11 protein-coding genes are annotated in these 14,468 nt (G+C 39.8%); 3 read left to right on the top strand and 8 right to left on the bottom strand.

Features of this window, described 5'->3' with window-relative positions; all coding sequences use genetic code 11:
• Positions 1-383: 383 nt before the first annotated feature.
• Both ACEYW6_RS19140 and ACEYW6_RS19135 read left to right on the top strand, forming a co-directional pair.
• Positions 384-2,618, top strand: a complete 2,235-nt coding sequence (locus ACEYW6_RS19140; RefSeq protein WP_412980981.1) for a hypothetical protein — start codon at positions 384-386, stop codon at positions 2,616-2,618.
• Between the two features lie 13 nt (positions 2,619-2,631).
• On the top strand, positions 2,632-4,941 hold the full coding sequence (locus ACEYW6_RS19135) for a hypothetical protein (RefSeq protein ID WP_412980980.1): 2,310 nt from the start codon (positions 2,632-2,634) through the stop codon (positions 4,939-4,941).
• 184 nt (positions 4,942-5,125) lie between these two features.
• On the opposite strand, the gene ACEYW6_RS19130 is transcribed toward ACEYW6_RS19135, so the two are convergent.
• The 5 genes from ACEYW6_RS19130 to ACEYW6_RS19110 form a co-directional block, all read right to left on the bottom strand.
• Positions 5,126-6,328, bottom strand: coding sequence for an FtsW/RodA/SpoVE family cell cycle protein (locus tag ACEYW6_RS19130; protein ID WP_412980979.1), 1,203 nt, complete (start codon positions 6,326-6,328; stop codon positions 5,126-5,128).
• Positions 6,329-6,678: 350 nt separating this feature from the next.
• The gene (locus ACEYW6_RS19125; protein WP_412980978.1) at positions 6,679-8,184 is read right to left on the bottom strand and encodes a sensor histidine kinase; all 1,506 of its coding nucleotides are present in this window, start codon (positions 8,182-8,184) and stop codon (positions 6,679-6,681) included.
• Positions 8,185-8,194: 10 nt separating this feature from the next.
• Positions 8,195-8,746: a heme NO-binding domain-containing protein gene (locus tag ACEYW6_RS19120; protein WP_190894647.1), complete on the bottom strand. Its 552-nt coding sequence runs from the start codon at positions 8,744-8,746 to the stop codon at positions 8,195-8,197.
• Between the two features lie 434 nt (positions 8,747-9,180).
• Complete coding sequence (locus ACEYW6_RS19115; RefSeq protein ID WP_412980977.1) at positions 9,181-9,909, bottom strand: TenA family transcriptional regulator; 729 nt, start codon at positions 9,907-9,909, stop codon at positions 9,181-9,183.
• Positions 9,906-10,676: a methyltransferase domain-containing protein gene (locus ACEYW6_RS19110; protein WP_412980976.1), complete on the bottom strand. Its 771-nt coding sequence runs from the start codon at positions 10,674-10,676 to the stop codon at positions 9,906-9,908. Before ACEYW6_RS19110 ends, ACEYW6_RS19115 begins: the two co-directional genes overlap by 4 nt.
• A 506-nt stretch (positions 10,677-11,182) precedes the next feature.
• Between ACEYW6_RS19110 and ACEYW6_RS19105 the strand changes: the two genes are divergently transcribed.
• Positions 11,183-12,184, top strand: a complete 1,002-nt coding sequence (locus ACEYW6_RS19105; protein WP_412980975.1) for a hypothetical protein — start codon at positions 11,183-11,185, stop codon at positions 12,182-12,184.
• Between the two features lie 485 nt (positions 12,185-12,669).
• Here the strand turns inward: ACEYW6_RS19105 and ACEYW6_RS19100 are convergent, their stop codons facing one another.
• From ACEYW6_RS19100 to apcA, 3 genes are all read right to left on the bottom strand, one after another.
• Positions 12,670-12,876, bottom strand: a complete 207-nt coding sequence (locus ACEYW6_RS19100; RefSeq protein ID WP_190894651.1) for a phycobilisome linker polypeptide — start codon at positions 12,874-12,876, stop codon at positions 12,670-12,672.
• A gap of 223 nt (positions 12,877-13,099) precedes the next feature.
• A complete protein-coding gene (apcB, locus tag ACEYW6_RS19095; RefSeq protein ID WP_069068902.1) occupies positions 13,100-13,588 on the bottom strand; it encodes an allophycocyanin subunit beta in 489 nt (162 codons plus the stop codon).
• Between the two features lie 65 nt (positions 13,589-13,653).
• Positions 13,654-14,142, bottom strand: a complete 489-nt coding sequence (gene apcA / locus ACEYW6_RS19090) for an allophycocyanin subunit alpha (protein ID WP_094341663.1) — start codon at positions 14,140-14,142, stop codon at positions 13,654-13,656.
• Positions 14,143-14,468: the final 326 nt, after the last annotated feature.

Below are 14,468 nucleotides of genomic sequence, written 5' to 3'. Positions count from 1 at the left end.
CGTTGCTATCATCTAGCAAGTTGACGCTTTTGTAAAGCAATAAAAGTATGTAATGTTACAGTGTTCTCAAACTCACATCTAGAATGAGTATTAAAGGTTTTATGCTGATTCAACCTCAAAAACTCAATTCTTCGCCTATAAACTTGGTTTATCAAGTTTTGTTGAGAATCGCGCCAGATATTCAATTGATGAATTTGGATTTTAATATATAGCTTTTATGAAAATTACTTTTAGAAATTGACAAATTTATTACAAAATATTTAATAATATATACATTTCAATATTCAAACAAAAAACTATTGTCACGTTTTCGCAGACATTGACATTAATTTTTTAATAGTGCTAATCATGCAGAATATAAAAAAAACATTATAAGTAATAGTATGGAAAAAAGTGTTATTAATGCCAGCCTTTCTACTCAAAACTTAACTTTTCGTCCAGGTGATACACCTGTCTCCTTTGAGGTAACTGTCAATAATGACAGCGATCGCTTTGTCAATTTTCAGATAGAAATTGCCGCAGCAGGAGAAACTCGGAACACAGGATATCGCTGGTATCGACTTGAACCAGAGGTGGCAGCAGCTAAACCACCGGGTAGTAGTACCATATTTCAAGTCTTTATATTCAATACACCCATTCCGGGATTTGTCGGTACTGTCAACCTGATGGTAAAGATTTTTTCACCGCAATTAGCACAACAGTGCAGACTTGTGCTACGCCTAAAAATCGAGCGAGACAACAGACCAACGCATTTAAATGTAGAATTACCTGTACGAGAGTTCCAAGTTTATCCCCGTAATTCTATAGATATACCAGTACGGGTGCGGAACTTGGGACAACAACCAACTGATGTGGTATTACGTTTTACAGGCGTTGATCCGTCTTGGCTGACTGGTAGTGCAGAACGCCGATTATCCTTAGATCCAGGTGGTTTAGCAGAAGCCACATTCCAATGCCAACCCCCTTCTGTAGTGCAAGCGCCCAGTCAAAATTACCCTTTTACTATTGAAGCTGTTAGCAATAATGGTTATCCAACTAATGCTGAAGGCAACATTGAAGTTTTGCCTGTGGGTTTTGTAGACTTTACCACCACACAAAAAAACCTCAAAATTCCTAGTAAATCGGCATGGTTGCCTGACTGGAAGTCTGATACAGCTTCCTTTGAATTACTATTTAAAAACGCTAGCAACCTCAACCAGCAAATTAATGTGCAGGTGCAGGGTAGAGACTGGCGAAAATGTAGTTTCAAAAAGCTTCCCGAAATTGCTAATCTCCATCTAGGAGAGACAAGTAAAGTCATCCTTGATGTTAAAACAAAGCGTCCTTGGGTAGGAATCGGCAAAACTCTATTATTAGAAGCCAAATCGGAATTATCCGACCAACGTTTAGGGAGTACAGACCCCGCCACGCAGACATTAGAAGTGGAGACTCTGCCAATTATACCTTTATGGCTACAGTTGGCTGCAATCGCACTTTTAGCAACACTCTTAGCATTAATACTACAACCAAGAGGTGTAATGCATACACGTTCTGTCAACTCAGTACGTTTTAGTGGCATTGGTTTATCTGTGGTCAGTGGCTCAGATGATTGCACCTTAAGACTTTGGAGAATCGGTGCTGATAGCTTAAACCCCGACGATACAGTAAGATATGCTGGGCAGCCTGTTGCATGTGATAAACCGCAACAGCCTAAGGGTTTGATGGCAATTACCGATGATGCAGTACAAGTTTTACGCTTCATGCCGTTACAAAATGATCGTGCTGCTGTTGGTTTAGATAATGGGGTAATTGAACTAAGAGATGTCCCTTCAGGTACAAAGATTAGCCAACTTCAAGACCTTAAAGATCCAAAAGCAAAAGGCGATCGCATTTTTGACCTAGCTTTCACCTCAAACTCACTTAACTTATTCAGCGGTTATGGCAGTGGTAAAGTTAGAGTGTGGTCAAGACCAGCCCCTAACAGCGATTTTCTGCCAGAACCGCAAGTTATCGATGTCCAAAGTACCTTGAAACTATCAGGTTTCCAAGTCCGGGCATTAAATCTCAGTCCAGATGCAAAAACTCTAGTAATTTCAGGAAATTTTAAGCGTTTCATCTTGTGGCAGTGGAATCCAACTCAGCCTGATAAACAATTCCCAGCTTTATCAGTGCAAAATCTAGAAAAACTAGACCCATTAGTTGGACGTGAAGACTATATTTGGGGATTGGCTTTTGTTCCTAACTCAGCAGAAAAAATCCTCGCAACCTCCGATTCTGCGGGATTCATTACGATTTGGAATTTGAATCAGTGCCAAACTCTCAAAAATCCGAATCCGCAGGAAAAAGTAAATGAACTCAATTGTTCACCACTAGACCGCTGGTCAGCATCAAAAACATCTGTGCGTAGTCTGGCATTTAGTGATGATGGTAACCTCTTAGTAAGTGGTGGCGATGATGGACGAGTAATGGTTTGGTACTTAACCCCCGAACATAAACTCGACAAAACAAAGGCAGCAGAAGGTACAAAAATCTACGAAAGCTCTAAAAAAATTAATAGTATTGACTTGAAAACTAATCAAGGAACCATGATTGTGAGTGGAAGTGAAGATTTTCAAGTCAAACTACACCGCATCAAATAAGGGAGTTGATAAGATGCAAGCTAAATTCAATCCACTACAAGTTATTATCAACCCACCTGGAATTCAATTTGGAATGCCAGGAGATACCATTGAAATCTATGTTGTTGTGATTAATCAGGGAGACCAGAGTGCAGTTATTGACTTATATTTTGTTTTTGACGAAGTATTTCAAAATTTAACTGGTTGGTCTAGTTCTCCTAGAGAAAGTTTAGCATTAGCTCCCCAACAGAATAGCGATGAAGTAAAATTTGAGTTTCAAATCGCCACAAATGCTCTCCCAGGAACCTATGACTATACACTAGTCGTAGATTCCCCTCTACATTATCCACAAGATACTCCCATAACCTTCCCAAATCAAATTAAGGTTCTGCTAACAGAACAGACTGCAATTCGGGTGAATGACCCGACATTTTCCATTAGACCGAACACCAACCCCAACAAGCCACTAATTTTCAATCCTGGTGAACCTCTGCAAGTCGAGGTAATAGTTGACAATCGTTCTTATCTCGTAGATAGGTTCCGCTTGAGTTGCCCAGATTTAGACGATGACTGGTTTACAATTAATTATCCGGCAACTGGATACGAGGGGACAGGGTTAGTATCTGATGTTACTGCACTAGAACTCAACCCTGGTACTCAAGGTCAAATACTATTGAAATTTCACCCACCAGGAGATACCCTTGCGGGAAGCTATTCTCCAACAATCCGCTTGTATTCGGAAAACTCTCCAGACTTAGTACTGCTGGATTTGGTGTATATCCAAATTCCGACAAATTATCGTCTAGATATAGAACTTCATACCATCTTAGGACAAGTGAGCCGTAGTCTTGGAAAGTACGAATTATCACTAACTAACCAGGGAAATATTGTCCGTGAACTGATATTAAGCTTAAAAAGTCGAGACGAAGAAGAACTATATACTTATAAATTTGATCCTACTGAAGTAAGATTATTACCTAATAGAAGTGCTGTGACCAATTTGACGGTTAAACCCAGACCTTGGTGGCGACGACCATGGTTTGGTGCAGGGCTAGTGGTCAACTTTCAACTCGACATCAAAGACCCACAAAATTTACCTTTACCTAACACATTGCCTCAGGGAACTTTGGTATGGAAACCCCGTCCTTGGTGGCAATTTCTTCTGTTAATTTTGGCAGTTTTGGGGTTACTAGGAGGGATAGGATTCATCATTTGGCGAATTTTAAACCCCGATCCTTTGAGATTAGAAAATTTTAGTGCCAATAACCCTCGAATTACCGAAGAGGAGGATGAGGTAGCTCTGAAGTGGGACATTCACAATTATCAACAATTGCAAAAATTAGTTCTGACGGCTAAAGGTTCGCAACCTATTCAGCCTATTACCTATGACTTTAGCAATGGCATTCCTGAAACACTGGGTAAAGGAAGTGCTAATGAAATACCTCCTTGTCAGGTACAAGAGAAACAAGAGCTAATTTGTAGCAATGTTAAAACTGGAGTGAAAACAAAAGGGAATTACACTTTTGAGTTACAAGCCTTTTATCGTAATGGTATACAACTATTTTCTCCCAAAAACCAAGTAGCAACCCAAACAACCCAAGTAGAAATAGCTGAAAAACAAATTGCTGAAGTACTTAGTTTCCAAGCAGATAAACCACAGTATACAAAAGGTCAAAATATTCTTTTAAGTTGGACAATTGCCCGGCCGCTATTGCTAGCGCAAGTTCAAATTGCTGGCAGTGCAGATGATGGGACATCATATGGTGAACCAATTACTTATAAATTTAATCAAGGTAATCTTGCCGACCCTAAACTTCAAAAGCTATGTACACAACAAAATCAACAACTGCGATGTACAAATATTCCTCTACCAGCATATAAAGCGGGAAACTTCGCATTTGAAATCAAAGCTTTTCCTAATAACGGGAGTGAGAAAATTAGTTCTAAAAAGACTGAATCAAAAATTGGAATATTACCGAAACCATTTAAGATTGTCTCTTTCAGAATCAACGGTAGTGAGCAACCAAATCTAGTTCTTAACGAAGGAGAATCTGCTACTCTGAGTTGGAGAGTAGAGGGAGAAAATATTCAGGTCAAACTTCTGCCATACGGCAATGATGTTAAACCAGTTGACTCAATAAAGCTTCCAGTAAATCAAGCCTTCCCGCCTCAAATCGGACTACTAGTGAATGATATATCTGGTAAGCAACAACCCCAGCAAAGAGGATTTGCAATCACAGTGCTCAAAAAAGTAGAGCCTACTCCTATACCTAGCATTAACCCAATTGTGCCTACTCTGCCACCTAGCAATAGTCCATTTAAAACTCCTTTACCCCTGAGGTAACTTTTTGGGCGATGTAAAATGCAGAGATTAAAGTTGAAGACTGCCTCTAAAATCATCTTGTAAGCTTCTGCTACCGGAGAATACCAATTTTTTCGGTATTCGAGGTCTTTGCTGGAGTAGCTAATTATTGCTTGTTTTAGGTCTTTCATAATCTATTTAATTCCTGCAAAAAGCTTTTGCTAGCTCAATTCCTATTTTTCTGAAAAGCTCGGCGTCTGCGCCCATTTTCAAACAGGGGTTTTCGCAACGGTACTACCTCAGCTTCGCTACTTTCGCGTGCTACCCGAATCAACAACCCAGCAGCTATCAAGCTGGCAATCATGGAATTACCACCATAACTAAACATGGGCAAAGGTAAGCCAGTAGTCGGTAGAGAACCTGTAGCAACACCTACGTGGAGCAATGATTGTCCTACCATCAAAATAGTCACACCGATCGCTACCAATCGATGTACTGTATTTTTAGCCTTCAGCGCCACAATTAATCCGAGAGTGGCGAATGTAGCTAAAAGTGCCAACAACACCATACTGCCGATAAAGCCAAACTCTTCAGCGAACACCGCAAAAATAAAATCTGTATCCTGAATTGGTAAATAAAATAGTTTTTGTTGAGAAAGCCCAAATCCAGAACCCCAAGTTCTACCAGAACCTACCGCTAGTAGACTCTGCACCAACTGGTAGCCATCTCCTGTAGCATCCGCCCATGGATTGAGGAATGACATCACCCGTTTACGTTGATACTCTTTAATACTAATACTTAGTATTGCCAGCATCACTCCACCAATTGCTGTTCCTCCCAGATACTTGTAAGGTAATCCAGCTGCTAGAGCAATTAACCAAATAGTCATACCGCAAAGTGCTGTTGTACTCAAGTTAGGCTGGGCAATAATTCCTAAAAGTACTAAACCGAAAATACCCAACCAAGCCAGGCGAACCCGCCAACTGATTCGTTCCCACTGACCAAAAAGTCGCGCACTTTGCAGCACCAAAAAGGGTTTAATTAATTCTGAAGGTTGAATCGGAATTGGCCCAATCGCTATCCAACGTGCTGCGTCAAAAGCCTTCTTTCCCAATCCTGGGATCAGTGTAATGAAAATTAACGTCAAAAACAGTAATAAAAACCAATGAGATAGTCTCAAAATTTTCTGCAATGGCAAATTAACAATAATATTGAATCCCATTAAGGAAACTAAGACCCAAAGCAGTTGACGCTTAAAGTAGTACAACCCATCATCATGACGGGAGTCAGCAACGGGATAGGATGCTGAAAATAGCATGATCAAGCCGACAAACAGCCAAATCAACGTTAACCAGCGCAACAACCGCGCTTCTAAGGCCCAGTTGGAGACTGAACTATCAAAAATTGGAATCAGGCGGCGTAGATTCACGATCAGTACAGGTAAAAAGTTAGGAATTAGGAGTTAGCAATAAAACTCATAAATCATAACTTATAACTTATAAGTAGGCTTTACAACCAAAAATATTAGAGTTGTCAACTTCAATACACTGCTAGTTCAATAATTTCTGACAAATTACGTTGGCTATGTGCGCTGTACCTTTACGGAGAAGCAAGCTAGCAAGAGTGTCTGTCTGCGACACGTTGCGCGTTTGCGTAGCATCCCACAGGGAACTTAGAAAAGGTATCGCTATGCGGCAATCAATGAGCAGATTTACAAAAAAAAACAGTAATTTCTAGAAAAATTCAGAATTCAGAGAGAACTATGAATCCAAAACTTTCTTAGATCACAGAAGGTGTTGAGTCCCAATCACCCACTGCAAGCATTACTGAATTTTGACAATTCATAAAACTCAACGATTTGCCACAATTAACTGCTTGTCTGTCCATAGACAAGGGAATTTCAATCGAGAACTCAGTTCCTTGTCCAGGTTCTGATACACATCTTAGTGTTCCCCCATGTTTTTCAACTACAATCTGATAGCTAATTGATAAGCCTAATCCTGTACCCTTACCTACAGGCTTAGTTGTGAAAAATGGATTAAACAGTCGCTCCTTAACTGCTTCTGTCATTCCTGAACCATTATCAGCAATTCGGATCACACAGTTAGTTTCTATGACTTCCGTAGTAATTGTAATTGTATTAGGATTAGCATGAATTTCTGCGATCGCGCGTTTACTGTTATAGTTTTCGAGCGCATCGATTGCATTACTAATAATATTCATGAATACTTGATTTAGTTGACCAGCGTAGCAATCTACTAAAGGCAAATTTCCATAATTTTTAACTAATTTTATACCAGTATTATCAACACTATTCTTAAACCGATTCTGTAAAATCAGCAAAGTACTATCCAGCCCTTGGTGAATATCAACTCTTTTCTTCTCTGCTTCATCAAGACGAGAGAAATTCCGCAGGGACAAGACAATTTCAGAGATCCGTTCGGCTCCTACTTGCATCGAATTTAGGATTTTGGGTAAATCATCTAGTAAAAAATCTAACTCAATTTCCTTAATATATTCTTGAATTTCTGGCACAGAATTGGCATAAAACTGCTGGTAAAGAACCACAAGTTTTAGCAGTGACTGTGTATAATCTTTTGCATATTTCAAATTCCCGTAAATAAAGTTAACGGGGTTGTTAATTTCGTGAGCAACTCCTGCAACTAACTGTCCTAAACTGGACATTTTCTCAGCCTGAACTAATTGGGCTTGAGTTTGCTGTAGTTCCCGAAGCGATTTTTCCAATTTTTTAGCCTGAGCCTCAGCAATTTCTGCTAAATTCTCCTTAATTTGTAGCGCACTCCGTAGTTGTGCCCTTTGCTGTTTCAGTTCGCTTGTCAACTTTTTGGCATCAGTTAAAGCGGTGTTCTGAGCTTGCAGTAAAAACAGGAAATCAACAATTGGGTCGTGAATCGCAAAATCTTTGAGTTTGATACCCAGCGGAGCCAAACTAGTCGTATCTGTAATCCAGGGAGAACCTAAAAAAAATATTACCTCCTGCTCTGGTTGATACATCATCTGGCCCTTGAGCTGCATTCCATTGTGAATAAACTCTAATATGAACAGGGCACGAGACTGTTTACCAATAGCATCAAAATCGACCAAAATTTTTGGGCGATTAATCAGGAAATGCTGCTCAATCAATTTACCAACTAATGGTTCAGGACTAATGCGCCCTAATACATCACCAGCTTGTACAATTTCCCGATTACGGCTAAAGGCAAAATGGAAAGGAAAAGCTTTCGCCAGTAACTCTGGTGAAAGCGTCAGGTGAGGAGGAGACATGCTACTTCACTCAATTTGGTTTATAAATCACTAAAAATTCATCATGTTCAGCACCATCATCTCGACTCTGGGTCTGGGTAATATGAACTTCTGTATCAAACCTGGTTCCCAACCCCTTGACTAGTCCAAGAATCATTGGCGTTAGCCCTTCTCTATCAGAGCGATAATGTAGGCTCAAAGAATTTTCCTCCATATCAGTACACTCAAATGATGGAGGCTGAAGTTTAGGAAAACTAACTCCTACACGAGCATGAAGATTATCAAGATTTTCTAAAAACTCAGGGAGTGCATCTCCGCTCATATCCATCATTTCGCCATAGCCTTCTTGGGCTGTGTACTGAACCCAGAATTCGCCAAAAGCTTGCATAATCTCTGAGGGAGATAGACCGAGAACGACACTAGCAGCTTTTACCAGCCTGTGGGTGATGTCATCGGGATAGCCTTCCATACTGAGGAAAACATCTACATCTACCTCTGCTTTGTGCTTAATTTCTTTCCAAGTCTCTTCGCCAAAGCGACTGCACACCATGTCTTGAATCGCCTTGTTCACTAATCCGTACATGGAAGCCTCCTCTTGCTGCACCTAATTTTGCTTTGTGAATTTGCCCAAGACTTGACAACTAATTCTTTAAAAGGCTTATTTAAATGACACAATTTTTTGCAGACAAACCTTGAAATGTTTTATTACAGCTTTAAAAGCCGAAAAAATAGGGGAAAACTGTTCACATTTTAATGCTACAAATCCTTGTTGTGATAACCGTATTTTCACTTATTGCTTTTACCCACTACCTTGTCAAGCTATAGGAATCCGCTTTAATTTTTGAACTTATTAGACTTAACAAGCAATAGGCAAGAAAGCAATAAGGCATTTTGAGTTGTACGGAGTTTTTTCAAAAATTAAATATGAGTCCTATGTTTGGAGGGTTTGTAGTAAGCACTTTAGTTCTTACTACAAACTTGCTTACCCATCAATTTGAACTTAACAAACAAATGTATTTATGCATCAAAAGGCAGCCATGAATCAGTATAAAAGCCATATTTAGAGATTTGACGCTGAATTCCGTTAAAAAATTGAACCCGAGCATCCATAGCTTCTGCGATAGCCAGTTTGATCTTGATATCCTCCTCATTCATGGTTATTCGAGGTTCAATCACTGCTGCTAGCTTTGCTGCATGACTATCATCCACATCAATATGGACTTCAAAAAAGATCAGCGATTCTTTGGGTAAGGGAGCAGCGCCGACAATTCCTTTATATAGCTGCGTGTACAGTGAGCTAACAATCCCTTCGGAAGCATAACAGACAGCACCCAGTGCAGCTAAATAGCCGTACTTATGTGGCATCCGCAAGTAGGTTTCAATAAGGGCGCGAGTTTCAGGTGCAGTGGGCAGTGCTGTCAGAGTTTCGTCGTGGATACCAAGTGCGCGGGTAAATTTACGAAATAATTCCGGGTGGGACTGAGTTGTATCTCCCTGTCCCATTTCGTCAAATAGGTTTTCTAATATGACTAACTGACTACTTTCATCTTGACAGCAAGACAAAATACTAGCCAAGATACGATTAAATTCTTTGGAGAATTTGTACATCTGAACAGCTAGTACCTGTACATCTGGTAAAAATAAATTTCCAGTGCGACAGCGGATGAGAAACTCATGATTCCATAGAGGATGATTAACCGTTATATCACGGAAGGAATCTGTCACTAAAGAAGATGTCTGTATCATCGTGATATTTGTAGGGCTAGATGGAGTGGTTGGTCAAGTAAGGGGCTAAAAAATGATTCATCTATTGCTATATGTTCTGGAGTCACATGCAATTCCTGTAAGATTGGCATCGTATTGAAGCCAGCAATTTTAAGGGCATTAAAGTAATCCTCAAGAGTTTTGTGAATCAATTGCACATTTAACCAAGAGCCGTCTCGTTTCCAAATCCGACCAGGAAACTGCTGATCTCGCTTGCTAAAGTAGCCTGCACCCTCAACTTGAAAATAAAACGGATATGCTGCTTCCCGCATATATGGAAAAGATGGATGGGGAACGCTGAATACAAATCGACCGCCTGGACGAAGAATACGTGCAACTTCTGTCATGCATTCTTGGGTCTGAGCAATTGTCAAATAGTTAAATAGAAAAACTGCAACAACTAGATCAATTTCGCCATCATCAAACTGCTTGAGATTAGTAGCACATCCTACTTCATAGCTAATACCCAACGCATTTTCTACTTCTTGCAAGTTTGCTGCTGCAATCATTCCTTGGGAAAGGTCTATTCCATGCACCTGTGCAGCGCCACGTCGGCGTAATTCTCGACTGCAATAACCTTCACCACAACCTATATCGAGTACTCGCACCCCAGCAACAGGCTCACAAAGCTCTAGTACAAAAGGGCGTGCTGTAAAGTCTGATAAGGAAGTAGGTTCTCCTCTAATCCACTCTGATGCTGTGTGGTTATATAATTTTTGAGTTGAGTTTTTGTGATTTACATTTGACATTTTTAAGTATTTATTTATATTTGAGTTATGTTTGTCTTGTGCAATTTCATTCAGATAAAGCTGAAATACTACTGAATATATATGTTTTAACAATTAATATGTTTTATTGATAATGTTAATTTTACTGATTTTGTTTTGCTTGGTGTTTTTGTATTTAAAACCTATCATTTTCAAAAAAAATAGCTAATTTGAACATATAATCTTGTTAGTTTCTTTAAATGTAAACAGATAAATCATATTTAACTTCATGAAGTTCCATTGTTACTTAGTTAATAGCTACTTCACATATAGCTAGTTTGGTTTAGAAACTTCAACTTCATCTATACTTTATTAAAAAAATTAAAATTAACTTTTTTAATAAAGATAAATAAGGAAAATAAAACAGTATATTTTACGAAGTATAAAGAAAGTAATCTTGTTAATTTGTAATAACCAGATTCGTTTTGAAAGCGAAATGGCTTTGGATACATGAGTTATTTAGCCAATTTAAAATAATGTTGGAAGAAATGATGTTAAAAGAACTATTAGCAGAATCACCAGTATGCGGCTTAGAATATGAACGTGCGATCGCATTTTCTGAGCTTGGCGATCGCCTCTTTGATGAGCTTGCTGATAAAATTGCTACAAAGCGACAGTACCGACTACTGTTTGAACACACATTAAAGCCTGAGTTATTCCAGCAGATCCGAATTGCTGCTGCCGGTTATATTTCAGCATGTCTGAATAGTCCTATCATTCTTTCAGAAGCTGAAATGCTTGAACGGCTAATAGAAGCAAGAAATACTTTGTCGAACTATACTGGCACTGGTCTTTTGATGCCCAAGCGAGAACATACTTTGGCATTTAACCTCTTTCAAAAAAGCGTAGCTGAGGCTTTCTACCAACTAGGAGCAAATGACCTGATTGATGCAGTGGATTTACCAGTAAATCTCCGCATGGTCTACGGCAAAACTGATGCAAAAAAGCTAGGTTTACCCTTCGCTAGCTCAAAATGCCACAGTGATGTCTGGGCAGGTGTTGCTGCTGATGCTACTGTAGTGGTTCTACCACTGTTTGGCGACATCGATAATATAACCATTGAAGCGGGTGAAATGCCCCGCGAAATGGAACTACCGTCTATGCAGGTAATGTCAGACTTCGATGAAGGTCGGAATATTCCAATGGTTGTCTCCTACACAGAAGCACAACTTCAACACGGAACGATGTACTTTAATGATGCCCGTGGATTGCATCAAACAGTAAGAAGGAAAACTGAAGGTCTAAGAATTTCAGTAGATTTCCGGTTTCGTAGAAAATTTAATGAAGCTTACCGGGCAATGGTAGCATCTAATATTGCTGGTATTGAAGAAGATATGAGTGTGCCCTATGAAGACTGGCTGAAAGTTGGGAAAGAAACACTAATTGTGTTTGATGAAACTTCTGAACAAGCAAGGAAAAAACAGAATTCTGGCGCTCTAGTTCCCCTATATACTCGTGGGTATCGCATTGTAGAAATGTTCAACTTTTAACTTTTAGGAATACAAGCAACAAAAAAGAAAGAGGTCTAATACCAGACCTCTTTATTAATCTTTATCACCCATAGACCTAGATGCTGAGTGGGACAAGTACTTTAAAAAAGCTAACAAGCTTGATTAAGAGTACCTTATTTCTATCTGAGCCAATTGCATATTTTGCAACTACAGCAGTTTGCACGTGAGGTACAAAATGCAGGACTCAAAATCAGCAATCCGAATTGAATCGTGAAAAAATACGTAGATTAAAAATCAAATATAAAAGTGAAATTTTATTCAGCCCTGGCGATTAGAAATCGCTGCTAAATAGACTAAACCCGCCTAAGCAGGTTATTTTATTAAGTTCACGCAGGTATACTTTGTTTGTGTAGCAGCTAATTATATGCTTAATTAACAGATTGTTTGTAGTATCAATTATCAACAAAAAAGAGGTCTTTGCTGACCTCTCACCAATTCCCTAAAATAATGTTCTATTTACAGAATTACGACAAGCCAGCATTAGCACCTTGCTTGCCAGTTGCCAGTTCTACTTTGATGATTTTACCGCCTGCTTTTTGAATGCGTTGCTGTTCGCGGAACCAGTTTTCATAGGGAACTAACTTAGTGAAGTAAGTATTTTGCAGTTCACGTTGGGTACGAATTCGGGTTTGGCTAGGAACTAGAGCAGTAATTTTAAAAAAACGGGCCATGTTTTGAAAATCTCCTGTAAACTTTGTGAAAACTTTTTTTATCTCAAAATCTTGAGTGCAAATCTTTTAATCATTCCAAGGCTGGAAATCAAACATCAATACTAGACCACCAACACTCATCGCTGATAATTTACCAAGATAAGCAATATAACGTTCTAGCACTCACGGTTGATTTCCAGACCTTAATAAAGCCGCACCTAAATTCTTAAGCGCAAACTAGTTCTTAGCTTAAGCCAGAAGAGATATAGTCTAAGTAAACACCCATTTCCTTACCAGCATCAGAACCAACCAAGCTAGCGGTTACTTCCTTGATTGCTTGGATAGCTTGAACAGTAGCACCAACGGGAACTCCTAAAGAGTTGTAGGTTTCCTTCAAGCCATTTAATACACGCTCATCCAAAATGGAAGGATCGCCAGCTAACATAGCGTAGGTGGCATAGCGGAGGTAGTAGTCCAAATCACGGATGCAAGCAGCATAGCGACGGGTGGTGTACATGTTACCACCGGGACGGGTGATGTCAGAGTACAGCAAAGATTTTGCTACAGCTTCTTTAACGATCGCAGCAGCATTAGCGCTGATGGTGCTAGCAGCACGTACTCGCAGTTCGCCAGTGGCGAAGTAGCCTTTTAGCTTTTCTAAAGCAGAAGAGTCTAGGTATTTACCTTGAACGTCTGCGGAGTTAATGACAGCGGTAATTGCGTCTTGAGCCATGTTGTTAATTCCTTATTTCCAACCGTATTGCAATACTTCTGTTTCAGTGAGTAAACAGCTTTACCCTATCCTAGAAGAGCACCAACTAGGTAGTCGAAGTAGCTACCAGCTTCACTAGCGTCATCACCAGACAGCAATGTACCAGCTACATTCTTCAGCCCACGGATACCTTCAGCGACGCCATCGATAGGAGTTCCCAAGGACTTGTACAGTTCACGGGCACCGATAACACCAATTTCTTCGATGGGGGTAACATCACCAGCAACGATACCGTAGGTAACGAGGCGGAGGTAGTAATCTAGGTCACGCAGACAAGTAGCAGTCAATTCTTGACCGTAAGCGTTACCACCGGGAGACACAACATCAGGACGCTTTTGGAACAGTTGATCGCCAGCTTGCTTAACGAGCCGTTCGCGATTTTCTGACAAAATTTGAGCAATCCGCACACGGCGCTCACCACTTGCAACGAAGGATTTGATCCGATCTAACTCGCCAGGGCTGAGATAGCGGGCTTCTGCATCAGCATTCACGATAGCTTTCGTGACAATACTCATTAATGGATTCCTCCAATACGAATGAAACCAGGATTTGATTAAACTGGTGCGACTTTAAAGTTGGTTCACTGAGTTTATCTTCTCGTCCTTTTAGACACAACAGTTTCATAACTGCTACGGCTAATAAATTACGAGTTTTCTTGAGTCCACACAAGTACGCAAGCTTTTAAACTCAGTTACCTTCCGCAAAACATTTTCCGGCATTCTGTTGAGCATTTATGACTGCTCTTAACACTTTGTAATATTCTTTTTCAGAATTACCTGTTTTAGCTGCAATCTGAGAGCGATATTACGAAAGGTTACAAAGGGGACAGGGGACAGGAAAT

The organism is Nostoc sp. UIC 10607 (assembly GCF_047228265.1).
GTDB lineage: Bacteria > Cyanobacteriota > Cyanobacteriia > Cyanobacteriales > Nostocaceae > Nostoc > Nostoc foliaceum_A.
Note: the sequence above shows the minus strand (reverse complement) of the source record. Positions and strands in the feature narration are given on the sequence as shown.

Coding starts and splice junctions, on each gene's coding strand:
- apcA (WP_094341663.1), bottom strand. CDS start 14,142: ATGAGTATTGTCACGAAAGCTATCGTGAATGCTGATGCAGAAGCCCGC.
- ACEYW6_RS19125 (WP_412980978.1), bottom strand. CDS start 8,184: ATGTCTCCTCCTCACCTGACGCTTTCACCAGAGTTACTGGCGAAAGCT.
- ACEYW6_RS19135 (WP_412980980.1), top strand. CDS start 2,632: ATGCAAGCTAAATTCAATCCACTACAAGTTATTATCAACCCACCTGGA.
- ACEYW6_RS19120 (WP_190894647.1), bottom strand. CDS start 8,746: ATGTACGGATTAGTGAACAAGGCGATTCAAGACATGGTGTGCAGTCGC.
- ACEYW6_RS19140 (WP_412980981.1), top strand. CDS start 384: ATGGAAAAAAGTGTTATTAATGCCAGCCTTTCTACTCAAAACTTAACT.
- apcB (WP_069068902.1), bottom strand. CDS start 13,588: ATGGCTCAAGACGCAATTACCGCTGTCATTAACTCCGCAGACGTTCAA.
- ACEYW6_RS19115 (WP_412980977.1), bottom strand. CDS start 9,909: ATGATACAGACATCTTCTTTAGTGACAGATTCCTTCCGTGATATAACG.
- ACEYW6_RS19110 (WP_412980976.1), bottom strand. CDS start 10,676: ATGTCAAATGTAAATCACAAAAACTCAACTCAAAAATTATATAACCAC.
- ACEYW6_RS19105 (WP_412980975.1), top strand. CDS start 11,183: ATGATGTTAAAAGAACTATTAGCAGAATCACCAGTATGCGGCTTAGAA.
- ACEYW6_RS19100 (WP_190894651.1), bottom strand. CDS start 12,876: ATGGCCCGTTTTTTTAAAATTACTGCTCTAGTTCCTAGCCAAACCCGA.